The organism is Brachybacterium kimchii (assembly GCF_023373525.1).
Lineage (GTDB): Bacteria > Actinomycetota > Actinomycetes > Actinomycetales > Dermabacteraceae > Brachybacterium > Brachybacterium kimchii.
In genome coordinates, this window is sequence record NZ_CP097218.1 from 4,234,418 (window position 1) to 4,255,583 (window position 21,166).

At 72.9% G+C, this 21,166-nt stretch carries 22 protein-coding genes; 13 read left to right on the top strand and 9 right to left on the bottom strand.

Annotated elements, in window-relative coordinates:
* Nucleotides 1-85 precede the first annotated feature (85 nt).
* On the top strand, nucleotides 86-184 hold the full coding sequence (locus M4486_RS19220) for a 30S ribosomal protein bS22 (protein ID WP_109274628.1): 99 nt from the start codon (nucleotides 86-88) through the stop codon (nucleotides 182-184).
* Nucleotides 185-347: 163 nt separating this feature from the next.
* On the opposite strand, the gene M4486_RS19225 is transcribed toward M4486_RS19220, so the two are convergent.
* Both M4486_RS19225 and M4486_RS19230 read right to left on the bottom strand, forming a co-directional pair.
* Nucleotides 348-662, bottom strand: a complete 315-nt coding sequence (locus M4486_RS19225; RefSeq protein ID WP_249478916.1) for a glutaredoxin family protein — start codon at nucleotides 660-662, stop codon at nucleotides 348-350.
* A gap of 153 nt (nucleotides 663-815) precedes the next feature.
* Complete coding sequence (locus tag M4486_RS19230; protein WP_249478917.1) at nucleotides 816-1,358, bottom strand: YceI family protein; 543 nt, start codon at nucleotides 1,356-1,358, stop codon at nucleotides 816-818.
* 106 nt (nucleotides 1,359-1,464) lie between these two features.
* On the opposite strand from M4486_RS19230, the gene M4486_RS19235 reads away from it, so the two are divergent.
* The 6 genes from M4486_RS19235 to ccsB all read left to right on the top strand — a co-directional run bounded on the left by M4486_RS19235 (nucleotide 1,465) and on the right by ccsB (nucleotide 7,329).
* Nucleotides 1,465-2,121, top strand: coding sequence for a MarR family winged helix-turn-helix transcriptional regulator (locus M4486_RS19235; protein WP_249478918.1), 657 nt, complete (start codon nucleotides 1,465-1,467; stop codon nucleotides 2,119-2,121).
* A 118-nt stretch (nucleotides 2,122-2,239) separates the two neighbouring features.
* The gene (locus tag M4486_RS19240) at nucleotides 2,240-2,887 is read left to right on the top strand and encodes a histidine phosphatase family protein (protein WP_249478919.1); all 648 of its coding nucleotides are present in this window, start codon (nucleotides 2,240-2,242) and stop codon (nucleotides 2,885-2,887) included.
* Nucleotides 2,884-3,501, top strand: a complete 618-nt coding sequence (locus M4486_RS19245; RefSeq protein ID WP_249478920.1) for a TlpA family protein disulfide reductase — start codon at nucleotides 2,884-2,886, stop codon at nucleotides 3,499-3,501. The genes M4486_RS19240 and M4486_RS19245 overlap by 4 nt, the downstream gene beginning before the upstream one ends.
* Nucleotides 3,498-4,307: a cytochrome c biogenesis CcdA family protein gene (locus M4486_RS19250; RefSeq protein WP_249478921.1), complete on the top strand. Its 810-nt coding sequence runs from the start codon at nucleotides 3,498-3,500 to the stop codon at nucleotides 4,305-4,307. The genes M4486_RS19245 and M4486_RS19250 overlap by 4 nt, the downstream gene beginning before the upstream one ends.
* Nucleotides 4,307-6,211, top strand: a complete 1,905-nt coding sequence (gene resB / locus M4486_RS19255) for a cytochrome c biogenesis protein ResB (RefSeq protein ID WP_249478922.1) — start codon at nucleotides 4,307-4,309, stop codon at nucleotides 6,209-6,211. Before M4486_RS19250 ends, resB begins: the two co-directional genes overlap by 1 nt.
* Nucleotides 6,208-7,329, top strand: coding sequence for a c-type cytochrome biogenesis protein CcsB (ccsB, locus tag M4486_RS19260; RefSeq protein ID WP_249478923.1), 1,122 nt, complete (start codon nucleotides 6,208-6,210; stop codon nucleotides 7,327-7,329). The genes resB and ccsB overlap by 4 nt, the downstream gene beginning before the upstream one ends.
* Before the next feature lie 30 nt (nucleotides 7,330-7,359).
* On the opposite strand, the gene M4486_RS19265 is transcribed toward ccsB, so the two are convergent.
* Complete coding sequence (locus M4486_RS19265; RefSeq protein WP_249478924.1) at nucleotides 7,360-7,806, bottom strand: PLD nuclease N-terminal domain-containing protein; 447 nt, start codon at nucleotides 7,804-7,806, stop codon at nucleotides 7,360-7,362.
* A gap of 57 nt (nucleotides 7,807-7,863) precedes the next feature.
* Entirely contained in the window at nucleotides 7,864-8,595 is a 732-nt protein-coding gene (locus M4486_RS19270) for a GTP pyrophosphokinase (protein WP_249478925.1), read from the bottom strand.
* A gap of 126 nt (nucleotides 8,596-8,721) precedes the next feature.
* On the opposite strand from M4486_RS19270, the gene M4486_RS19275 reads away from it, so the two are divergent.
* Nucleotides 8,722-9,000 carry a DUF4229 domain-containing protein gene (locus M4486_RS19275; RefSeq protein WP_249478926.1) on the top strand — a complete coding sequence of 93 codons (279 nt, stop codon included), beginning with the start codon at nucleotides 8,722-8,724 and terminating at the stop codon, nucleotides 8,998-9,000.
* Nucleotides 9,001-9,023: 23 nt separating this feature from the next.
* Here M4486_RS19275 and M4486_RS19280 read toward each other — a convergent pair whose 3' ends face one another.
* The 4 genes from M4486_RS19280 to M4486_RS19295 form a co-directional block, all read right to left on the bottom strand.
* Nucleotides 9,024-9,905 (bottom strand): 1,4-dihydroxy-2-naphthoate polyprenyltransferase, encoded by an 882-nt coding sequence (locus M4486_RS19280; protein WP_249478927.1) that lies wholly within the window; start codon nucleotides 9,903-9,905, stop codon nucleotides 9,024-9,026.
* A 131-nt stretch (nucleotides 9,906-10,036) separates the two neighbouring features.
* Nucleotides 10,037-11,365: an AMP-binding protein gene (locus M4486_RS19285; protein WP_249478928.1), complete on the bottom strand. Its 1,329-nt coding sequence runs from the start codon at nucleotides 11,363-11,365 to the stop codon at nucleotides 10,037-10,039.
* Nucleotides 11,366-11,370: 5 nt separating this feature from the next.
* A complete protein-coding gene (locus M4486_RS19290; RefSeq protein WP_249478929.1) occupies nucleotides 11,371-12,339 on the bottom strand; it encodes a 1,4-dihydroxy-2-naphthoyl-CoA synthase in 969 nt (322 codons plus the stop codon).
* Nucleotides 12,340-12,418: 79 nt separating this feature from the next.
* Nucleotides 12,419-12,982: a GNAT family N-acetyltransferase gene (locus M4486_RS19295; protein ID WP_249478930.1), complete on the bottom strand. Its 564-nt coding sequence runs from the start codon at nucleotides 12,980-12,982 to the stop codon at nucleotides 12,419-12,421.
* Nucleotides 12,983-13,141: 159 nt separating this feature from the next.
* On the opposite strand from M4486_RS19295, the gene M4486_RS19300 reads away from it, so the two are divergent.
* The 5 genes from M4486_RS19300 (at nucleotide 13,142) to M4486_RS19320 (ending at nucleotide 19,727) form a co-directional block, all read left to right on the top strand.
* Nucleotides 13,142-14,683 carry an amino acid permease gene (locus M4486_RS19300; RefSeq protein WP_429798312.1) on the top strand — a complete coding sequence of 514 codons (1,542 nt, stop codon included), beginning with the start codon at nucleotides 13,142-13,144 and terminating at the stop codon, nucleotides 14,681-14,683.
* A gap of 50 nt (nucleotides 14,684-14,733) precedes the next feature.
* Complete coding sequence (locus M4486_RS19305) at nucleotides 14,734-15,219, top strand: glutathione peroxidase (RefSeq protein WP_249478932.1); 486 nt, start codon at nucleotides 14,734-14,736, stop codon at nucleotides 15,217-15,219.
* Between the two features lie 5 nt (nucleotides 15,220-15,224).
* The gene (locus M4486_RS19310; protein ID WP_249478933.1) at nucleotides 15,225-16,202 is read left to right on the top strand and encodes an o-succinylbenzoate synthase; all 978 of its coding nucleotides are present in this window, start codon (nucleotides 15,225-15,227) and stop codon (nucleotides 16,200-16,202) included.
* Nucleotides 16,203-16,285: 83 nt separating this feature from the next.
* Entirely contained in the window at nucleotides 16,286-18,031 is a 1,746-nt protein-coding gene (gene menD, locus M4486_RS19315) for a 2-succinyl-5-enolpyruvyl-6-hydroxy-3-cyclohexene-1-carboxylic-acid synthase (RefSeq protein WP_249478934.1), read from the top strand.
* 145 nt (nucleotides 18,032-18,176) lie between these two features.
* Nucleotides 18,177-19,727: a S1C family serine protease gene (locus M4486_RS19320; RefSeq protein WP_249478935.1), complete on the top strand. Its 1,551-nt coding sequence runs from the start codon at nucleotides 18,177-18,179 to the stop codon at nucleotides 19,725-19,727.
* A gap of 43 nt (nucleotides 19,728-19,770) precedes the next feature.
* On the opposite strand, the gene M4486_RS19325 is transcribed toward M4486_RS19320, so the two are convergent.
* Nucleotides 19,771-21,132, bottom strand: a complete 1,362-nt coding sequence (locus M4486_RS19325) for an isochorismate synthase (RefSeq protein WP_249478936.1) — start codon at nucleotides 21,130-21,132, stop codon at nucleotides 19,771-19,773.
* Nucleotides 21,133-21,166: the final 34 nt, after the last annotated feature.

The following is a 21,166-nucleotide window of genomic DNA, read 5'->3' on the forward strand; positions in this document are numbered from 1 at the left end:
GGGGAGCACCGCCTGTGGGCCGGGCCGCGTGCAGTCCGCTCTCCGTCCGAGACCGCAGGCATCCGCCTGCAGAACAGGGGTCCCCATGGGTTCCGTGATCAAGAAGCGTCGCAAGCGCATGTCGAAGAAGAAGCACCGCAAGCTGCTTCGTCGCACGCGCCACCAGCGCCGCAACAAGAAGTGATCTGCGCGCCCCCAGGGCGCGACCGCATGCGGGCCCCGCGGCCCGTGCGGTGATCACTGCACGAGGACCCCGCCGGATCTCCGGCGGGGTCCTCGTGCGCTGTGGTGCGGGACCGCGCGGCCGAGCGCTCCGGCCGGCGCCGTTCCCTCGCGTCCCCTCGGGGTCAGCGGCCCAGGATCCTCTGCCACCAGCGCCGACGGGTGAGCGCCGAGCGCAGGGACGGCGCATCGACGCGGTAGCGGGCCTGCACGGCGCCGTCGACCACGATCACGGGCACGTGCTCGTTCCAGTCGCGCTGCAGGGCGGGATCCTCGTCGATGTCGAGGATCTCGACGACCGTCCCCGCGCGGTCGGCCTCGGCGCGGACGACGGGCAGGGCCACGTCGCATAGATGGCAGCCGGGGCGGGTGAGGTACAGCACGCGCGCATCCGGATCGGTGGTGCGCGGCGGGCGGGGGAGGTCGGCGGGGAGGCTCATCACCCGTTCAGCGTAGGGCTTCCCGTGCCGCGTCGGATCCGCGCACGGCGAAGGGCCGCCCACCGGATGGTGGACGGCCCTTCGGGAGCTGTGCGCGGAGGTTCGCCGGGTCGATCAGGCGTTCATCGGCCCGGAGGCTCCGCGTTCACGGGATCACGCGGCGGCGGGAGCGGTGAACTCGGCCTCGATGGTGATCTTGACCTCGTCGGCCACGAGCACCCCGCCGGCCTCGAGGGCGGCGTTCCAGGTGAGCCCGAAGTCCTTGCGGGAGATCTTGGTGGAGGCGGTGAAGCCCGCGCGGTACTGGCCGAAGGGGTCGGTCGCAGCGCCCTCGTAGTCGTAGTCGAGGGTGATGGACTTGGTGACGCCGCTGATGGTCAGATCGCCGACGATCTCGTCGTCGCCCACGGAGGTCGAGGAGAAGGTGATCTCCGGGTTCGTCTCGGCGTCGAAGAAGTCGCCGGAGCGCAGGTGGTTGTCGCGGTCCTCGTTGCCGGTCGAGATCGACGCGGTCTTCAGGGAGGCCTCGAAGCGGCTGGACTCGAGATCTGCACCCGCGACGAAGGAGCCCGTGACGTCCGCGAAGTGGCCGCGCACCTTCGAGATGCCCGCGTGGCGGATGGTGAAGCCGGCGTTGGTGTGGGAGGCGTCCAGCGTCCAGGTGCCCTGGGAGATGCTATCGGGGAGAGCAGTCATCGTGTGCCGTCCTTCTTTCCTTGAATGTTGCACGAACTCTGTGCTTGAAAGGTAAACTATGATGGAGGTCGGGCGCAAGGCCCCAGGGGTCCGGAAGGAGCATGTGATGTCGAACACCGAGGATACGCGCGAACCGCGCGGTGCGGACGGCGAGTCGGTGAACGGGCGCGGTACGAGCGGTGCGCCGCGCGCGAGCGGTGCACCCGTCGCCGACGGCGCGGGCGCCGAGGGCGCGGGCGCCGAGGGCGCGAGCGCGGGGGGTGCGGACGGCGCGGTGCACTGGCTCAGCCACGACGAGCAGCAGGCCTGGCGCACGTTCCTCTACGGCGTGAACCTGCTGATGGAGAACATCTCGACGGCGCTCGAGCAGGATCCGCGCTTCGACCTCTCCCTCGACGAGTACGAGATCCTCGTGCGGCTCTCGGAGGCCCCCGGGGGCCGGATCCGGATGTCGGGCCTGGCCGACCAGGTCGTGCATTCGCGCTCGCGCCTGACCCACACCGTCGCCCGTCTCGAGAAGCGCGGCATCCTCGAGCGGGTCCGCTGCTCGGGCGACGGCCGGGGCCGTGAGGCGGTGCTCACCGAGGCCGGCGCCGAGCTGCTGCGCCAGGCGGCGCCCGTGCACGTGGCCTCCGTGCGGGAGCGTCTGCTGGACGCCGTGGGCACCGAGGACCTGCTGGAACTGGGCCGGATCATGGCCCGCACCATCCCCGAGGGCGCCCCCGTGACCCTGGGCACCGTCCCATCCGACGTCAAGGATTGATTGGTACCTTGAGGCGGTTCGCCACTCGTCGCGGGCTCGGCCCCGATCTGCGCATCGTCGGCCGCCCCGAGTGTCGATCCGGCCCACACCCTCGGTTCCCGCGGAGGTCCCCGCGCCCATGAGCACGACCGTCATCCACCTGGTCCGTCACGGAGAGGTGCACAACCCCGAGAAGATCCTCTACGGGAGGCTGCCGGGGTACCGCCTGTCCGAGCGCGGCCAGAAGATGGCGCAGCTCGCCGCCGATCACCTCGCCCCGCGCGACGTGCGCGCCGTCTGGGCCTCCCCGCTGCTGCGGGCCCAGCAGACCGCTGCGCCGATCGCCGCGGTCCACGGCCTCCCCGTCGCACAGGACGTGCGGCTCATCGAGTCCGGCAACCACTTCGAGGGCCAGCGCATGGGCCACGGCGAGGCCCGCTTCTCGGACCCGCGCAACTGGCGCTGGTTCGCCAACCCCTTCCGTCCGTCCTGGGGCGAGCCCTACCGGGACCAGGCGGCGCGCGTGATCAGCGCCGTCCAGTCGGCCCGCTCCGAGGTCGAGGGCCACGAGGCCGTCCTCGTGCTGCACCAGCTGCCGATCTGGGTCACCCGGCTCTCGGCCGAGGGCAAGCCGCTCTTCCACGACCCGCGGCGCCGGCAGTGCCGGCTGTGCTCGGTGACGAGCCTGCGCTTCGTCGGCCCCCATCTCGCGGGCATCGACTACGCCGAGCCGGCTGCCGAGCTCTACATGGGTGCGGTCGACGCCACCGGGGGCAAGCTCGCATGAACGCCCTCCCCAGCGCCCGCCCCGTCGGCCGACGCGCCCTGTTCGGCGCCGCCGGACTCGGCGCCGGTGCCCTGCTGCTCGCGGCCTGCGGCTCGGACACCTCCTCGCGCTACGGCGACAGCGGCGGCGACGGCGAGAACGGCTTCGTCTCCGGCGACGGCGTGACCACCGAGATCGACCCCGAGGACCGCACCGACCCCGTCGACTTCAGCGGCACCACCTACGAGGGCAAGTCCTTCGCGAGCGCCGACGAGCTGGGCTCGATCCTCGTCCTGAACATCTGGTACGCCTCGTGCGCCCCGTGCCGCAAGGAAGCCCCGGACCTCGTCGAGATCGCCGACGACTACGCGGCCAAGGGCGTGGAGTTCGTCGGCATCAACGTGCGCGACGAGAAGGGCCCGGCCGTCGCCTTCCAGAAGAAGTACAAGATCCCCTACTCGTCGCTGCCGGACCTGGATTCCAAGATCCTCTACGCGCTGCGCGGGCAGGTCTCTCCCAACGCCGTCCCCTCGACGCTCGTGCTCGATACGAAGGGCAGGGTCGCGGCGCGCATCTCGGGCGCCGCCGATCCCTCGATCCTGCGCTCGATGATCGACACCGTCGTGGCCGAATGAGCGCGATGGACATCGGACAGGTCTTCTCCACGACGATCCTCTCGGGCTCCCTCTGGGTGGCGCTCGCGGTGGCCGCGGCCGCGGGGATCGTCGCCTTCGTCTCCCCGTGCGTGCTGCCCGTGGTCCCCGGTTACCTCGGGTACGTCTCGGGTCTCGCGGGCCAGGGGGCCGACGGCGCCGCCCGCGGCGCGTCCGGCGGGAAGCGCGGGCGGGGCGGATCCCGCGGCGGCTCCTCCCGGATGGCGCTCGGCGCGGTGCTGTTCGTCCTCGGATTCGCCGCCGTGTTCGTCGTGCTCGGCGGCTTCGTCGGCGCGCTCGGACACGTCCTGCAGTCCCATGTCGTGTGGGTCAACCGGGTCTCCGGCGTCCTCGTGATCGCCATGGGCCTGCTGTTCCTGGGGCTGTTCCCCTCGCTGTCGGGGGAGAGGCGCCTGCACAGCCGGCCCGACGCGGGCCTGCTCGGGGCCCCGCTCATGGGCATCGTCTTCGGGTTCTCGTGGACCCCCTGCATCGGCCCGACCTACGCGGCCGTGGTCGCCCTCTCCCTGGACGGAGCGTCCCCGCTGCGCGGGGCCCTGCTCGCTCTCGCCTATTCCCTGGGTCTCGGCATTCCCTTCGTGCTGTTCGCGCTGCTCTTCCAGCGCGCGCTCGGCGCGAGCCGCGCCCTCGCCCGCCACCGTCGGACCATCTCCGTGGTCAGCGGCGCCCTGCTGATCGCGATCGGCGTGCTGCTGCTGACGGGGACCTGGACGCAGTGGATGGCGCAGCTGCAGACCCTCATCGGCGGATACGAGACGGTGGTGTGATGACCCAGGAGGACCGCAGGGCGCGCAAGGCGCGGCGCCGGGCGCAGAACCGGGACCCGAAGGGCGAGGACCCGAAGACCCCGCGCTCGGAGCGGGCCCGCCGGGCCCGGGACGAGCAGAAGGACCAGATGGGCACGGCGAGCACCCGTGACCGTCGGGTCGCGCCCGAGGCCCGCGATCTGCGCCAGTCCGGGAAGTCGGGCAAGGCGGGGGCCTCGCTGCCCAAGCTGGGCGTGCGCGGGACGCTGCTGTTCCTGTGGCGACAGCTCACGAGCATGCAGACCGCCCTGTTCCTGCTCCTGCTGCTCGCGATCGCCGCCGTGCCGGGCTCGCTGTACCCGCAGCGCAACGTCGACGCCTCCAAGACGGAGCAGTACATCTCCGAGCACGGCTCGTGGGCGAAGTTCCTGGACACCCTGGGCTTCTTCGACGTGTTCTCCTCGGTGTGGTTCTCCGCGATCTACCTGCTGCTGTTCGTCTCGCTGGTGGGCTGCGTGATCCCGCGTCTGGGCGTGCACCTGCGCCAGATCCGCTCGCGCCCTCCGCGCACGCCCTCGCGCCTGCGCCGCTTCGCCGGGTTCACGCGCGTCGAGCTCCCCGGGGCCGACGTCGAGGCCGTCACCGCCCGCGCGGCGAAGGCCCTCAGGCGCTCCCGCTACCGCACCGACGTGCTCGAGGAGAAGGGCGGGGCGCGCTCGGTGACCTCCGAGCGCGGATACCTGCGCGAGACCGGCAACCTCCTCTTCCACGTGGCCCTGCTGGGCGTGCTGGTCGGTGTGGCCGCCGGCGGGCTGTTCCAGTACCGCGGCCAGATCACCGTGGTCGAGGGGGAGGGGTTCTCGAACTCCCTGGCCGAGTACGACTCCTTCGAGCAGGGCGCCTGGTACGACTCCTCGAAGCTGCCGTCGTTCCGCTTCACCCTCGATGACTTCCGCGCCGAGTACGACACCAGCTCCAACGAGCACCGCTTCGGGCAGCCCAAGAAGTTCGAGGCGGACGTCACCGTCGACGACCCGGACAAGGCCGATGAGTACTCCAAGACGCTGCGCGTGAACCAGCCGCTGCACGTCCAGGGCACCACGATGTACCTCCTGGGCAACGGATACGCCCCCGAGGTCACCGTGAAGGACCCCGAGGGGAACGTCGTCGCCGAGGGACCGATCATCACCATCCCCTCGGGCGACACCGGGTACACCTCGCAGCTGGTCATCAAGGCGCCCGACGCCCAGCCGAAGCAGATGGCCGTCGTCGGCTTCTTCCTGCCCACCGGCGTCATCGACGAGAAGGGACCGCACTCCGAGTTCCCGGGCCTCGTGAACCCGCAGCTCGCCCTCACCGTCTACAACGGCGACCTGGGCCTGGACGACGGCGTCCCGAAGAACGCCTACCAGGTGGACGTCAGCAGCCTCACCCCGGTGGCCGACTCCGACGGCAACCAGTCCCTGGTGAGCCTCACCCCGGGGGACTCGACGAAGCTCGCCGACGGCTCCTCGATCTCCTTCGACGGCGTCAAGCGCTACGCCGCCTTCGACATCAAGCGCGACCCGTTCCAGGTGTTCACCCTGGTCATGGCGCTGAGCGCGGTGCTGGGCCTGGTGCTCTCGCTGTTCGTGCCGCGCCGGCGCGTGTGGGTGCGCGCGGTGCCGTCGGCCCACGGCGTGGTCCTGGAGGTGGCGGGACTGGCCCGCAGCGACGATGATCGACTCGTGGAGGACGTGCAAGCGCTCGCCGAGCGCCTCGCGGACTCCGCCTCCCCGACGTCGGATCCGTCGTCGGCGGATTCCCCGTCGAGCGATTCCTCGTCGTCCGATTCGTCGTCACCCGATTCCCCGAGGCCCGCGCCCGAGCCCCCGGAGACCGATTCCTCGCAGTCCAAGCCCTCGCACGAAGGACCCCTCCAGTGATCGACCAGCAGCTCGCGGAGCTCTCGAATCTCCTGATCATCGTCACGATCGTCCTGTACGTCCTGGCCCTCATCGGCTTCGGCGCGGACCTCTCGGGCGTCACCCAGCGGCGCAGCGACGAGAAGCTCGAGAAGCAGAAGCGCGAGGGCGAGGACGCCCGCCCGGAGCTCGCGACCGTCGGCGCGAGCGCCGGGACGGCCGCGGGAGCCGGCGGCGGACTCGGCGGGTCGACCGCCGCCGGGAAGACCCATGCCCGGACGGCCCCCACCGGGAAGGGATCGGCCGCGCCGGGCTCGACCGGCGCCGCGACCTCGGGCAACGCACTGGGCGCCCGCGGCTTCGGGTACGTCATGGCCTCGATCGGCGCCGTCCTGCACATCACCGCGATGGTGCTGCGGGGCGTGGCGACCTGGCGCGTGCCGTGGGGCAACATGTACGAGTTCTCGATGACCTCGAGCGCGCTCATCGTCGCGCTGTTCGTGATCATCTCGATCCGCCGCAAGGATCTGCGGCTGCTCGGCACCCTCGTGATGCTCCCGGTGCTCGTGCTCATGCTGATCGCCCAGACGGCGTGGATCCTGCCCGCCTCCGACCTCACCCCGAGCCTGCAGAACTCCCACTGGCTGATCGTGCACATCGGCGTCGCGATCATCGCGACCGCGCTCTCGGGCCTCGGCGCGATCGTCGCCGCCCTCCAGCTGCTCTCGACCCGCACCCGGAAGGTGCGCGCCGCCCGCGAGGCGGCCGACCGCCCGCTGGGCCGCTTCTGGGGCCCGGTCTCGGCGCTCACCGAGCGCATCCCCGGCCCGGAGGCCCTCGAGGCGCTCTGCTTCCGCCTGCACTCCCTCGCCTTCGTGTGCTGGACCTTCACCCTGATCTTCGGGGCGGTCTGGGCCAACGAGGCCTGGGGCCGCTACTGGAACTGGGACCCCAAGGAGGTGTGGACCTTCGTGATCTGGGTGGTCTACGCCTGCTACCTGCACGCTCGCGCCACCCGCGGCTTCCGCGGCAACAAGGCGGCCTGGTTCGCCCTCGCCGGCTTCGCCTGCGTCATCATCAACTACACGGTCGTGAACCTGGTGATCAACGGCCTGCACTCCTACTCCGGCCTCGGCTGACACACCGACCCGCGTCGGGCCCGCTCGGCATCAGCCTCGTCCGTCGTCCTCGCCGCCGCTCCCGGTGCCGTCACCGCCGCCGTTCCCGTCACGGCGCTCGCGCTCGCGGCGCTCCCGCCGGATATCCTCGTCGAGCTTGCGCAGGAACTCCGGGTCCTCGTCGGGCGCCAGGGGCCGCGACCCGCGCGCACCCCGGCCGCTTCGGGAGCCCCACGGCCCCGTCTGCCCTGCCGGTCCGACCTCGTCGTCACGGGAGGGGCCTCCGCGCAGCGGGTCGAAGGCGCTCGGGGCGCCGCTCTCGCGGTCCTTGCCGACCAGCAGCCAGGTGAGCGGCCCCACCCAGGGCAGCAGCACGATGAGCACGATCCAGGCCCACTTCGGCAGGCCGCGCAGCTGCGCGTTCTCGCACTGGATGCAGTCGGCGAGAGCGAAGATCGTCAGCCCGATCGAGGCGATGGCGAGGACACCCTTCAACATCCCCCGAGTCTACGGAACCACGAGGGCCGGTGGGCCGGGCGCCCCGCCCCGTCCGTCTCAGGACGTGAGGACCCGGCGCAGCTCCGCCATCTGCTCGTCGAGCTCCCGCGTGGTCTCGGCGATCTGCGACATGCGCCGGGAGTGCACCTCGGGCACGTCGCCGTCGAACTTGTAGCGCAGCGAGTGCTCGGTGCTCGCCCAGAAGTCCATGGCGATGGTGCGCAGCTGGATCTCGACGGGGATCTCGACGGTGCGGTCGGCGAGGAACACGGGCACCTGGACGATCAGGTGCAGGGAGCGGTAGCCGTTGGGCTTGGGATCGGCGATGTAGTCCTTGACCTGCAGGACCTCGAGGTCCTCCTGGCGGCGGATCGCGTCGCTCACGAGGTAGACGTCGGCCACGTACGGGCAGGTGATCCGCAGGCCGGCGATGTCGAAGATCTGGGCGCGGATCGCGTCGAGATCCGCCGGGACGCCGCGGGCGACGATCTTCTGGGTGAGGGACTCGGCGGACTTCAGGCGGGTCTTCACGTGCTCGATGGGGGAGTGGTCGTGCTGGGCGTCGAACTGCTCGCGCAGGATGCCGACCTTCGTGGAGACCTCGTCGAGCCCGAACTTGTACTCCATGAGGAAGCCGCGCATGCGCTGCTGCATGCGGCGCAGCATGGTCTCGGCGTCCGCATGCTCGGCGTCGGGACCGGCCAGGCGGCGCAGGAAGTCCAGCGCCCGGGGGTCGATCCCGTGCCCGGAGAACGAGGGGACGGCGTCGGACGCTCGCTCAGCACTCATGCGCCGGATCCTCCCACCGGTCTCTGGAGGTTCGGTGCGAGGTCCCGGCACGGAATCCTCGCGCGCGCTGTGGTCCGCGACTCGGCCCGCACGGTCCGTCCAGGCGGGCGCACTACCCTGGCACCCATGCGAGACGTCCTGCTCTATACGGTGATCCGGCTGGTGGTGCTGGCCGCTTCCTGGTGGCTGATGGTGCAGATCGGCGTGGGCTTCTACCTCGCCGGGATCATCGCCGTGCTGATCGCGTTCCTGGTCTCGGTGCTCTTCCTGCGCGCGCCCCGCGAGCGGCTCGCGGGGCGGCTGCAGTCGGCCGACGCACGCCGCCGCGAGCGCCGTGGCCCCGTCCGCGACGAGGACGCCGACGAGGAGGACGCCCTCCTCGACGAGGACGACGACGAGCGCTGAGCGGCGACGCCCCGGGGGACCGCTCAGACCGCGAGGCCCACGAGCAGCAGCAGGGAGAAGACGAGCTCGAGCCGACCCGCCTGGGCCAGCACGGGGATGAGCGCGCGCCCCTGCGTGCCGGCGAGGACCGTGCGCAGGGGGCCGACGGCGAGCACGAGGGCGAGCAGCACCACGAGCACCGGCGGATGGACCATCATGACCGGCACCATCAGCACGAAGGGGACGGCGAGGCACGCCGTCAGCAGCGTGCGCGTGCCCCGGTCCCCGAGCCGCACCGCGAGGGTGTGCTTGCCGGCGACGGCGTCGGTGGGCAGGTCCCGCAGGTTGTTGGTGAGCATGATGACCACGGCCAGCAGACCGATCGCGCAGGCGGCGAGGATCGCCACCCAGCTCACGCGGAGCGTGATCGCATAGGCGGTGCCGCCCACGGCGACCAGCCCGAAGAAGATGAACACGAACAGCTCGCCCAGGCCCAGGTAGCCGTAGGGCCGCTTCCCGCCGGTGTAGAACCAGGCCGCGGCGATGGCGGCGGCCCCCACGATCACGGTCCACCAGATGCCGGCGATCGCGATCAGCACCAGTCCGAGCACGCCGCCGAGCCCGAGCGCGAGGAACGCCGCGCGCTTCACGGTGCCGGGGGCCGCTGATCGGGAGCCGGTGAGCCGGAACGGCCCCACGCGGTCGTCGTCCGTGCCGCGCACGCCGTCCGAGTAGTCGTTGGCATAGTTCACGCCGACCTGCAGGCACAGGGCCACGCCGAGGGCGAGCAGCGCACGCGGGATCACCACGGCGGCGTCGAAGCCGACGTCCCAGAGCGCCGCCCCGGTGCCCGCGGCGACCGGGGAGATCGCGGCGGGCAGGGTGCGGGGGCGCGCGGCCTCGACCCACTGGGCGAACGTGGCCATGATGCTCCTCGAGGCAGGTCTGCGGTGGCGGGACCGCAGTTCACGGCCCCATCAAGGATACGTCCGCCGGGGCCGCGCCCGGGGTGCGCCCCGTGGTGGCGTGGGTCGCGCCGCAGGGCCCCGGGACGTCCTCAGGCGTGCGCGGAGGCCGTGCGGGCCGCCGCGGCGCGGTCGATCTTGCCGATGCCGAGCCTCGGCAGCGCCTCGACGACGTGCACCCGCCGCGGCACGGCATGGGAGGGGACGCCCGTGGTCCGCAGCGCGGAGCGCACGAGGGCGGGCAGGTCGTCGGGATCGGTCGGTGCACCCTCGGCGGGGACGACGAGCGCTTCGACGCGTCGGCCCCATTCGGGATCCGGCACGCCCACGACGACCCATTCGGCGAGGAGCCCTCGCAGCATCAGGGAGCGGTCGATCGCGCGCTCGACGTCCTGCGGGACGACCTTGAGGCCGCCGGTGGTGATGACGTCGTCCGCACGGCCCAGGATCTTCAGCCGTCCCTCGTCGATCCGGGCGAGATCGCTGGTGACGAAGGCGCGCTCGCCGTCGGGGCCGACGACGGGGAAGTCCTCCGTCGCCGCGCTGCCGTCCTCGAGCACGTAGCCGTGGGCGAGGGTGGGGGAGCGCAGCCGCAGGCGGCCCTCCTCGTCGCCGTCCTCCGCCCCCACCAGCTCGAGCGCCACGCCGGGGAGCGGCACGCCGTCGTAGACGCAGCCGCCCGCGGTCTCGGAGGACCCGTAGGTGGTGCGCGCGGCGATGCGAGCCCCCTTGGCGCGCGCGAGCAGGTCGGGCGGCGTGGCCGCCCCGCCCACGAGCACCGCAGAGAAGCGTGCGAGCAGGGCGCGCGCTCGCGCCCCGTCGGCCGACGCCTCGCCGAGCAGCCGGGTGAGCTGGGTGGGCACGAGCGAGGTGAAGGCAGGGAGGTCGGCCGCCGCGGCCTCCTCGAGGGCCGGCTCGGCGAGGGCGACGAAGCGAGCGGCGTCGAAGTGGACGGAGAGATCCGGCAGGGGATCCGGGAGCGGGACGCGCTCGAGTCCCAGCACCTGGGCCGTGCGGTGGGCCCGGGCGATGACCTGGATGCCGGCGATGTGGGTGGGCGGCAGCAGCGGCAGCCAGTACCCGTGGCCCGCGTGCGCGGCCCGGTCGGCGTCCGTGCCCCGGGCGCCGTCGTCGTCCGCGAAGAGCCGCGCGGTCGCGTCCTGCGAGGCGAGCAGCGAGCGCAGGGGATGGGCGACGGCCTTGGCTCGGCCCGTCGAGCCGGAGGTCGGGACCACCATCACGGTGTCCTCGAAGCCTGCGGGCATCGTCGTCGGCGGATCGAACGGGCCCAGCCACAGCCGCCCGCGGCCGGCCATGACCTCGCCGATCGCGCGGGCGTGCTCGGCGAGCGAGGCAGCGGAGCCGTCGAAGGAGGAGGGACGGATCCACGGCGCCGTGGTCCGCGATGCGCTCGGGGCCACGGCGATCAGCCCTGCGGGTGGGGGAAGGACGACCAGTCGGGGGCGCGGTGCTCGAGGAAGGCGTCGCGGCCCTCGACGGCCTCGTCGGTCATGTACGCCAGTCGCGTCGCCTCGCCCGCGAAGACCTGCTGGCCCATGAGTCCGTCGTCGGCCAGGTTGAAGGCGAACTTGAGCATGCGCACCGCCTGCGGGGACTTCGTGGCGATCGTCGCGGCCATCGCGAGGGCCTCGTCCTCGAGGTCGGCGTGGTCGACGACCCGGTTCACCGCGCCCCAGTCGTAGGCGTCCTGGGCCGAGTACTCCTCGGCGAGGAAGAAGATCTCGCGTGCCCGCTTCTGGCCCACCTGCTTGGCGAGGTACGCGGAGCCGTAGCCGCCGTCGAAGGAGCCCACGTTCGCATCGGTCTGCATGAAGCGCGCGTGCTGGCGCGAGGCGATCGAGAGGTCGGCGACCACGTGCAGGGAGTGCCCGCCGCCGGCCGCCCAGCCGTTGACCACGGCGATCACGACCTTGCCCATGGTGCGGATCAGCCGCTGGACCTCGAGGATGTGCAGTCGGCCTCCCTGCCCGGGGCTGACGGTCTCTGCGGTCTCGCCGCCCGCGTACTGGTAGCCGGAGCGCCCGCGGATGCGCTGGTCCCCGCCCGAGCAGAACGCGAAGCCGCCGTCCTTCGGGGAGGGGCCGTTCCCGGTGAGCAGGATGACGCCGACCCCGGTGTCCAGCCGCGCGTGGTCGAGCGCCCGGTAGAGCTCGTCGACCGTGTGCGGGCGGAAGGCGTTGCGCACCTCGGGACGGTCGAAGGCGATCCGCACGCACGGCAGGTCCTTCGGCGCCTCGGGATCCGAGCGGTCCACGGCGCGGTGGTAGGTCACGTCCGTGAGCGCGGGACCGGCCAGCTCGTCGGGGCCGACGTCCCTCCAGCGCTCGGGATCGAAGGTGTCGGAGACGGCGCGCGGAAGCTCGATGCGGGGCATGGTCGCCAGGGTATCCCCGGGTCGCGCGGGGCTCGGCCCGCTCACGGGTGATCCGGCCGACGCGGAGTGACCGACGCCCTCAGGCCCCGTCGGCCCAGGGCAGAAGCGGGGTGGACGGGGCGGGATCGGTCGCGAGGCGACCAAAGGCGAGGACGTCCACGCGCTCGCCGCCGATGAGGAACTTCTCGCGCTCGGTGCCCTCGTGCAGGAAACCGGCTGCCCGGGCGACGGCGCCGGAGGCGGGGTTGTCGATGCGGTGTCCGAGCTCGAGGCGCTCAAGCCCCCACCCGCCCCGGTCGACGGGCCGCAGCGCGCGCTCGGCGAGAGCGGCCGCCGCGCGCGAGGCGAGACCGCGTCCGCGGTGCGCGGGGTGCAGCCAGTAGAAGAACCAGCCGTTGCGGTTGCCCTCGTCGACGCTCACGGCGACCAGGCCGATCATGCGGCCCTGCGCGCCCCGCGCGCCCTGCCCGCCGCGGGCGGTCTCGGCCGCGTCGTCGACGATCGCGAAGGCGTGCCGGTCCGCGCCGCGCAACCAGGTGCAGTACTCCTCGGCCGACGCCGCATCGTGCACATCGCCCTGGCGCGACATGTCCGGGGAGGACGTGAAGGCCTCGAGGATCGCTCCGGCGTCGTCCGCCCGCACCGGACGGAGTCGGGGCCCTGGCGGCGCAGGGAGCGGGCGCTCGACCGCAGACGGCGTCGGGTGATGAGGCATGCGAGCAGGCTACGGCGTCTCCCGCTGCTGATCGACCCGTCGGCCGGGCAATCCCGTCCGCGCGTCGCCGCCCGGATCCACCCGCCGATGGGTAAGGTCCCGCGGGTGACTCACTCCCCATCCTCCACGACATCGACGTCGACCGGCTCGGATGTCCCGGGCTCGCGCGCCCCCGACGCCCCGCACCTCGAGCGCTCGCTCGGTAACCGCCACATCCAGCTGATCGCGATCGGCGGCGCCATCGGCACGGGCCTGTTCATGGGGTCGGGCAAGACGATCTCGGTGGCGGGCCCGTCCGTGCTGCTCGTCTACGTGGTCATCGGCTTCATGCTCTACTTCGTGATGCGCGCGATGGGCGAGATCCTGCTCTCGCGCCGCGAGTACCGGAACTTCGCCGATTTCACCGGCGACCTGCTCGGTCCCTGGGCGGCGTTCTTCACCGGCTGGACCTACTGGTTCTGCTGGGTGGTCACCGCGGTGGCCGACGTCATCGTGATCGCCTCGGTCTACCTCCGAGACCTGGTGCCGATGTTGCCGGGCTGGGCCACACCCGTCCTCGCGATCGTGGTGATCGCCCTGCTCATCGGCCTGAATCTTCCGACGGTGCGCGCCTTCGGCGAGACCGAGTTCTGGTTCGCCATGGTCAAGATCGTCGCGATCCTCGCGCTCATCGTCCTGGGGCTCGTGCTCGTGCTCACGGGCTTCGAGACCTCGGCAGGTCCCTCGAGCTTCACCCATCTGTGGGCCGACGGCGGCTTCTTCCCGCGCGGCTTCACAGGCTTCGTCGCCGCCTTCCAGATCGCCACCTTCGCCTTCGTGGGCATCGAGCTGGTGGGCACCGCGGCCGCCGAGACCCGCGACCCCGAGAAGAACCTGCCGCGCGCGGTGCGCTCGATCCCCGTGCGCATCCTGCTGTTCTACGTGGGAGCCCTCGTGATCCTCATGTCGGTGATGCCGTGGACGGAGTACAGCGCCGACGACTCCCCGTTCATCCAGGTCTTCGCGACCGCGGGGCTGCCCGCGGCCGCCGCGATCGTGAACCTCGTGGTGCTGACCTCCGCCATGTCCTCGGCGAACTCCGGGATCTACTCGACCTCCCGGATGGTGTTCGGCCTCGCCACCCAGAACGACGCGCCGCGCCTGTTCGCACGCGTCTCGCGCCGTCACGTCCCGCAGAACGCCCTGTTCCTCACGGGAGTGATGCTGCTGGCCTCGGTGGTGCTGCTCGTGTTCGGCCTGGGGGAGTCGACCGCGTTCTCCGTGGTCACCACCGTCTCTTCGCTGTGCTTCATGTTCGTGTGGACGATGATCCTGCTGAGCTACCTGGCCTACCGCCGGCGGCGCCCGCAGGACCACGCCGCGAGCCGCTTCCGGATGCCGCTGAGCGGCGTGATGCCCTTCGTCGTGATGGCGTTCTTCGCCTTCCTGCTGTGGGCGTTCACGGGCGCGTCGGACACCCTCGCGGGCCTCCTCGCGACCCCCGTCTGGTTCCTGCTGGTCGCGATCGGCTACGTGCTGATCCGACGGGACGGCGCGCACGCCGCCCAGCGCGAGGAGTTCCGGGCGCGGGCCGCCCGCGAGAAGGACGAGGCGGCCCGCTGGCGGACCGAGCCCGTCGAGCGGGTCTAGCCTGGACGGGCGCGGCGCCGCCGCACCCAACCGTCCCGCAAGGAGCCCCCATGACCACGCTTCACGACTTCACCGTGCGCACCGCCGAGGGCGCCTCCACCGACCTCTCGCAGTACGCGGGGCAGGCCGTCCTCGTGGTGAACGTCGCCTCGAAGTGCGGGCTCACCCCGCAGCTCGACGGCCTCCAGCACCTGCAGGAGCAGTACCGCGAGCAGGGCCTGGTGGTCCTCGGCTTCCCCTGCGACCAGTTCGCCGGCCAGATGCCCGGGAGCGACGAGGACGCCGTCACCTTCTGCCGCACCGCCTACGGCGTCGACTTCCCGATCCTCGCGAAGATCGACGTCAACGGCGAGGACGCCGACCCGCTCTACCGATGGCTGCGCTCGCAGCGCTCCGGCAAGGACGGAGCGGACATCGAGTGGAACTTCGCGAAGTTCCTCATCGGGCCCGACGGCGCGGTCGTCGACCGCTTCGACCCGACCGTCGAGCCCGCCGACCTGCGCGGTCCCATCGACGCCGTGCTGGCCGCGGCGTGAGCCGCATGCGCATCCCCGCCGCCCTGCGCGAGCAGGGCATCGAGGACGCCCGCTGCTGGTCGATCCCGATGACCACCCGCTTCCGCGGGATCACCGTGCGCGACGGCGTGGTGCTGCGGGGTCCCGAGGGCTGGGCCGAGTTCTCCCCGTTCTGGGACTACGACCCGGCGGAATCGGCCGCCTGGCTGCGCTGCGCACTCGCCGACGCGACCGCCCCGCGCCCCGCGCCCCTGCGCGGGAGCATCGAGGTGAACGCGACGATCCCCGTCGTCCCGCCCGCTCTCGCGCACCGTCTGGCGAGGGTGGGCGGCGCCCGGACCGCGAAGGTGAAGGTCGCGGACGTCGCCTCGAGCCTGCCCGAGGACCTCGAGCGCCTGGAGGCCGTGCGCGACGCCCTGGGGCCGGACGCCCGCATCCGCGTGGACGCGAACGCCCGCTGGGACCGCGACGAGTCGATCAGTGCGATCCCGCAGCTGGACCGCGCCGCGGGCGGCCTCGAATACGTCGAGCAGCCCGTCGCCTCGCTCGAGGACCTCGTGGCCGTGCGCCGCGCCGTCGACGTGCCGATCGCGGCCGACGAGCTCGTGCGCCGCGCCGAGGACCCTCTGCGCGTGGCCCGCGCGGGCGCGGCGGACGTGCTCGTGATGAAGGTGCAGCCCCTCGGGGGCGTGGCACGCTGCCTCGAGCTCGCCGCCGAGGCGGACCTCCCCGTGGTCGTCTCGAGCGCCCTGGAGTCGAGCGTCGGACTGAGCGCGGGCCTCGCCTTCGCCGCCGCCCTGCCCGAGCTGACCCACGCCTGCGGGCTCGCGACCGGAGTCCTGCTCACGGGCGATCTCGTCGCCGCACCGCTGCGCGCCGACGGCGGCACGATCCCGGTCGAGCGCCCGCGGCCCGAGCCCGAGCTGCTCGAGTCCCACGGCGCGCCGCGCGAGCTGACTGCCCGTTGGGAGCAGCGCCTCGAGGCGTGCGCGCAGCTGCTGTGACCCCTGGGGCGGATGCTGTGACCCCCGGCGCGAACGAGCACGGGCAGGGATCGGCGCGGGCGTCGGATCACTAGCCTGGGACCATGACCGAGCACCCCGCGCCCGCCCGCCGCCCTCTCCGGGCGGATCCGGAGCCGATGACCATTCCCGTGCCCGCGCCCCTGGGCTCCGGTGCGGTCGAGGAGGCCGTGGCGATCTGGCGCACCCTGGTCGCGCTCGGCGTGCGGCACGCGGCGATCAGCCCGGGCTCGCGCTCGGCGCCGCTCGTGTACGCGCTCGAGGATCCGGAGATCGCGGGCCGTTTCGAGGCGCACGTGCGGATCGACGAGCGCGCCGCCGCGTTCACGGCCCTCGGCATCTCCCGGCGCGATCCGGCATCGCCGGGCGTCGTGGTGACCACCTCGGGCACCGCGACGGCGCATCTGCACGCCGCAGTCCTCGAGGCCCACCACTCCCGCACCCCGCTGATCGTGCTCACCGCCGACCGGCCCATCGAGCTGCGCGACGTCGGTGCGAACCAGGCCACCCACCAGGTCGGCATCTACGGGGACGCGGTGCGCTTCGCGACCGATCTCCCGGCCCCCTCGCGGGACGCGGCGACGGAGGTCGAGCTGCGCACCGCCGTGAGCACCCTCGCGCGGGCCGTCGCCGCCGCGACCGGACCGCATCCGGGCCCTGTCCACGTGAACCTGTGCCTGCGCGATCCGCTCGTGCCCCGCGTCGGGACGGTCGACGGGCGCGCCTCGGCACAGTCGGGGACGGAGCCGGAGCCCGGGCGCGGCGATCGCCTGGTCGTCACCCGACGGATCCCTCCTCGCGAGCCCGCACCGGTCGCGCTCGCGCCCGATCCGTGCGCCGTCGTCGTCGCCGGGGACGGCGCGGGATCCGCGGCCCGCGCGTTCGCCGAGGCCCACCGGCTGCCCCTGCTTGCCGAGCCGAGCTCCGGATCCCGCGGCGGACCCAGCATGGTCACGGGCTACCCGCAGCTGCTCGCGCAGGTCATGGCCGACCCCGACCACCCGCTGCGGCCCTCGCAGGCGATCGTCTTCGGTCACCCGACGCTCTCGCGGCCCGTGGTCGGCGCACTGCTGGGCGCCGCCGACGTCGAGACGATCATCGTCGACCCGACCTCCTCCTGGACCGACGCCTCCCGCACAGCCTCCCTCGTGGTGCCCGCCCTCGCCCTGCCCGACGCTGATGGCCGCGAGGACAGCGCCCCGCGGCTCGAGGACTGGCGCCGTGAGGGCGCGCTCCTCGTGGAGGCGTCCGAGCCGACGTGGCAGCAGCGCGCGGCGCTCGCCGTCTGGGAGGCGACGGGGGAGGACGACACCCTCGTGCTGGGCTCCTCGTCCCTGGTGAGGGATCTCGAGCAGCTCGCCCCGGCCGCACGCGGCAGGGTGCTCGCCGGCCGTGGCCTGGCCGGGATCGACGGGATGGCCTCGACCGCGGGCGGATACGCGCTCGCCGCCGAGCACGCCGATGCAGGGCGCGCCGACGCCGGGCGCGTCCGCCTGCTCGTGGGCGACGTGACGGCGCTGCACGACCTCACGGGCCTGATCGTCGGCCCCCTCGAGCGCCGCCCCGCGCTGGACGTGATCGTGGTCGACGACTCCGGCGGCCGCATCTTCTCCGGGCTCGAGCACCGGCGCGCGCATCCCGAGCTCCTCGAGCGCTTCTTCACGACCCCGCACGGCGCCGACATCGCCGCCGCGGCGCGCGCGCTCGGCGTCGACGCGGTGCGGTGCGAGGGTCCGCAGGCCCTCGAATCCCTGGTCAGCGGCCTCGGGCAGCCGGGCGACGGGCTCCGCATGATCGTCGTCGGCCCCTGAGCCCGGCCCCGGGATCGGCCTCTGAACCCGGACCCCGCGCCGCATCCCGCGCCGCGCCCCGACCCCCCGGCCGGCGACGCACGACACAGCAAGCGCACAGCTCGGTCGCAAGGACTTCAAGGCACGGAGGGATGGAATGACTGGCATGTCATCCGAGGAATCGAACGCCCCGCAGGGCACCGGAGCCCAGGACGGGTCCGGCACCCGCCGCCCGTCCGACGACACCGCAGAGCAGCCGACCGCCACCGATCCCACCGAGCAGCTCGGTCGGGTCGAGGAGACCCAGCGCCTCGACGGCCTCGGGGCCGACGGGTACGGCCCCGTATCGTCGGGCGGCGATCCCTACGGCGGCGCGTCCCCGGCACCCGCCGCCTACGGATGGAGCGATCCGCAGAGCCCTCACAGCGCCCAGAGCGCCCAGAGCGCGCACAGCGCGCAGGGCCCGTCGGCCTCCCCGAGCTGGGGAGCGCCCGCGAGCGGCGCGGCCGGCGCTGCGGCGCCCGCCGGCGTCCCCGCCGCGCAGGGCCCGGAGCCCGCGATCCAGGGCTCGGCACCTGCGACCCGGCGCCGCGGTCCGGGCTGGGTGGGCGTCGCGGGCCTGGTGATGGCCGGCATGCTGCTCAGCAGCGGGCTCACCCTGGGCGGCGTCATCGCCTACGACCAGGTCGACGGGCAGGGTGCGCGCTCCGCCTCGTCGTCGACGTCGTCGAGCAGCACGAAGACGGCGGACGCGAGCCCCGTCGCCCAGGACGGCGACAACCCGAACTGGGAGAACGTCTCGGAGAAGGTCTCGCCGAGCACGGTCGCGATCTCCGTGAGCACGGCCTCGGGGCAGGCCGAGGGGACCGGCGTGATCTACCGCGAGGACGGCACGATCATCACGAACAACCACGTGGTCTCCGGTGCGCAGAAGGTCGAGGTGTCCCTCACCGACGGCCGCACGTACACCGCCCGGGTGATCGGCACCGACGCGACCACCGACCTCGCCGCGATCAAGCTGGAGGACCCCCCGGACGACCTCACCCCGGCCTCCTTCGGGGAGTCCGACGACGTCGCGGTCGGCGAGGACGTGATGGCCGTCGGCACCCCGCTCGGACTCGAGAACACCGTGACCACGGGCATCATCTCCGCCGTGCATCGTCCCGTGACCACGCAGGGCGAGGCCGTCGACGGCTCCGACTCGACCTACTCGTCGGCCCTGCAGACCGATGCCGCGATCAACCCCGGCAACTCCGGCGGCCCGCTGGTGGACGCGAGCGGGGCGGTCGTCGGCATCAACTCCTCGATCGCGACCTTCTCCCAGGAGGGGGAGTCCTCGTCCTCGCAGTCCGGGAGCATCGGCCTGGGATTCGCGATCCCCTCGGACACCGTCACTCTCATCGTCGACCAGCTGATCGAGAGCGGGAGCGCGAAGCACGCCCTTCTCGGCGTGACCGCGCAGGACAGCAGCCAGGACGTCTCCGGCGCCAGCTACCGCGGGGCGCTCGTGCGCTCGGTCGAGCGCAGCTCGGGGGCCTCGGACGCCGGCCTGAAGGAGGGCGACCTCATCACCCAGGTCGACGGCGTGCCCGTGAACGGCGCGGCCGCGTTGACCGGCATGGTGCGCGGCCTCGAGGTCGGCTCCTCCCACAAGCTCACGATCGTGCGCGACCAGAAGGAGATCACCAAGGACGTGACCCTCACCGAGGCCGGCTGACCGACACCGGGATGACCGCCCGGGACCGAGGCCCGGCGGGCGCTCAGTCCTCGGGGCGGCCGATGGCTCGCAGCACGGGCCGTGACTTCGCGAGCGCCTCGGCGTGCTCGAGCACCGGATCCGATCCCGCGACGAGACCGCCGCCGGACTGGACGCGCACCCGCGTCGGCGTCTCCAGGTGGGCCATGCGCAGGGCGATCGCCCACTGCCCGTCGCCCTCGGCGTCCATCCAGCCCACGGGGGAGGCGTAGCCGCCGCGGTCCCGGACCTCGAGCTCGGCGATCGCGGCGTCGGCCGCCTCCCGCGGGGTGCCGCTCACGGCGGCCGACGGGTGCAGACGACCCGCCACGTCCAGGCTCGTGACTCCCTCGCGCAGCTCTCCCGCGACGTCCGAGGCGAGATGCTCGAGGCCGGGAAGGCGCAGCACGAACGGCTCGGCGGAGGCGGTGATCTCCGTGGTGAGGTCCGCCAGGCGCGAGGTCACGGAGTCGATCGCGAAGGCGTGCTCGGCCAGCTCCTTGGCGTCGCTGCGGAAGGCCCGACGGTCCTGCTCGGCGAGCTCCGAGCCCTCGGCGACAGGACGGCTGCCGGCGAGGACGCGGCTGAAGAGCCGTCCGTGCTCGGTGTCTGCCAGCATCTCCGGGGTCGCGCCGATGACGTCGGACAGGTGGTAGACCCAGGTGGTCGGGTAGGACTCGGCGAGGCGGCTGAGCAGGGTCGCCACCGGCTGCGCCTGCTCGAGGTGCACGGTCGAGGACTCCGAGAGCACGATCTTCTGCGCGCGGCCCTCCTCGATCATCCCGAGCGCGCGGCGCACCAGCTCCTGGTACTCGTCGGGCGTGTGGTCCGGGTCGATCTGCACGCGCGTGCGCTCGGCCCGCGGGGTCGAGGGGAACAGGTCCCGCCAGTCCGTCGGGGCGGCGCCGGCCGCGTCCGGCGCGTCCTCCTGCTCGTCGAGCACGTCGACGAGGGTGAGGAACGGATCGTTGTCGAGCACTCCGAGGATCGCGCGCGGCACCAGCAGCGTGGAGGGGCGCGGGGAGCTCGCTGAGTAGGAGAAGCTGCCGAAGGCGATGAGTCCGCTGCCGCGCGTGCCGACCTCGTCGTCGATGCGGGCCGCGGCGGCGAGCTCGCGGAAGCGCGCGGAGGCGTCCTCGAAGCGGTCAGGGCCGCTCGTGGTGCAGGTCCAGGCGGTGCCGATGCCCACCATGCCCTGGCCGTGGCGCAGCCAGGCGGCGGTGAGGTCGCGCGGCAGGTGGGCGGGCAGGTCGATCTCGTCCTCGAGGCGCAGGGTGCGCACGCGCAGCGCGGGCGTCGCGGCGGACCCGGCGTGTGCGCGGGGCGCATCCGGCGCGGAGTGCGCGGCGACGGCGGACGGATCGGGGACGGGCTCTGAGGTGGACATCAGCACGATTATGCGACACGGACCCTGCGCGCTG

Excerpts from the sequence above, each read along its gene's own strand:
- M4486_RS19245 (WP_249478920.1), top strand. The coding sequence starts at position 2,884 with ATGAACGCCCTCCCCAGCGCCCGCCCCGTCGGCCGACGCGCCCTGTTC.
- M4486_RS19280 (WP_249478927.1), bottom strand. The coding sequence starts at position 9,905 with ATGGCCACGTTCGCCCAGTGGGTCGAGGCCGCGCGCCCCCGCACCCTG.
- menD (WP_249478934.1), top strand. The coding sequence starts at position 16,286 with ATGACCGAGCACCCCGCGCCCGCCCGCCGCCCTCTCCGGGCGGATCCG.
- M4486_RS19275 (WP_249478926.1), top strand. The coding sequence starts at position 8,722 with ATGCGAGACGTCCTGCTCTATACGGTGATCCGGCTGGTGGTGCTGGCC.
- M4486_RS19300 (WP_429798312.1), top strand. The coding sequence starts at position 13,142 with ATGGGTAAGGTCCCGCGGGTGACTCACTCCCCATCCTCCACGACATCG.
- M4486_RS19270 (WP_249478925.1), bottom strand. The coding sequence starts at position 8,595 with ATGAGTGCTGAGCGAGCGTCCGACGCCGTCCCCTCGTTCTCCGGGCAC.
- M4486_RS19265 (WP_249478924.1), bottom strand. The coding sequence starts at position 7,806 with ATGTTGAAGGGTGTCCTCGCCATCGCCTCGATCGGGCTGACGATCTTC.
- M4486_RS19220 (WP_109274628.1), top strand. The coding sequence starts at position 86 with ATGGGTTCCGTGATCAAGAAGCGTCGCAAGCGCATGTCGAAGAAGAAG.
- resB (WP_249478922.1), top strand. The coding sequence starts at position 4,307 with ATGACCCAGGAGGACCGCAGGGCGCGCAAGGCGCGGCGCCGGGCGCAG.
- M4486_RS19310 (WP_249478933.1), top strand. The coding sequence starts at position 15,225 with ATGCGCATCCCCGCCGCCCTGCGCGAGCAGGGCATCGAGGACGCCCGC.
- M4486_RS19250 (WP_249478921.1), top strand. The coding sequence starts at position 3,498 with ATGAGCGCGATGGACATCGGACAGGTCTTCTCCACGACGATCCTCTCG.
- M4486_RS19290 (WP_249478929.1), bottom strand. The coding sequence starts at position 12,339 with ATGCCCCGCATCGAGCTTCCGCGCGCCGTCTCCGACACCTTCGATCCC.
- M4486_RS19225 (WP_249478916.1), bottom strand. The coding sequence starts at position 662 with ATGAGCCTCCCCGCCGACCTCCCCCGCCCGCCGCGCACCACCGATCCG.
- M4486_RS19235 (WP_249478918.1), top strand. The coding sequence starts at position 1,465 with ATGTCGAACACCGAGGATACGCGCGAACCGCGCGGTGCGGACGGCGAG.
- M4486_RS19305 (WP_249478932.1), top strand. The coding sequence starts at position 14,734 with ATGACCACGCTTCACGACTTCACCGTGCGCACCGCCGAGGGCGCCTCC.
- M4486_RS19230 (WP_249478917.1), bottom strand. The coding sequence starts at position 1,358 with ATGACTGCTCTCCCCGATAGCATCTCCCAGGGCACCTGGACGCTGGAC.
- M4486_RS19325 (WP_249478936.1), bottom strand. The coding sequence starts at position 21,132 with ATGTCCACCTCAGAGCCCGTCCCCGATCCGTCCGCCGTCGCCGCGCAC.
- M4486_RS19320 (WP_249478935.1), top strand. The coding sequence starts at position 18,177 with ATGTCATCCGAGGAATCGAACGCCCCGCAGGGCACCGGAGCCCAGGAC.
- M4486_RS19240 (WP_249478919.1), top strand. The coding sequence starts at position 2,240 with ATGAGCACGACCGTCATCCACCTGGTCCGTCACGGAGAGGTGCACAAC.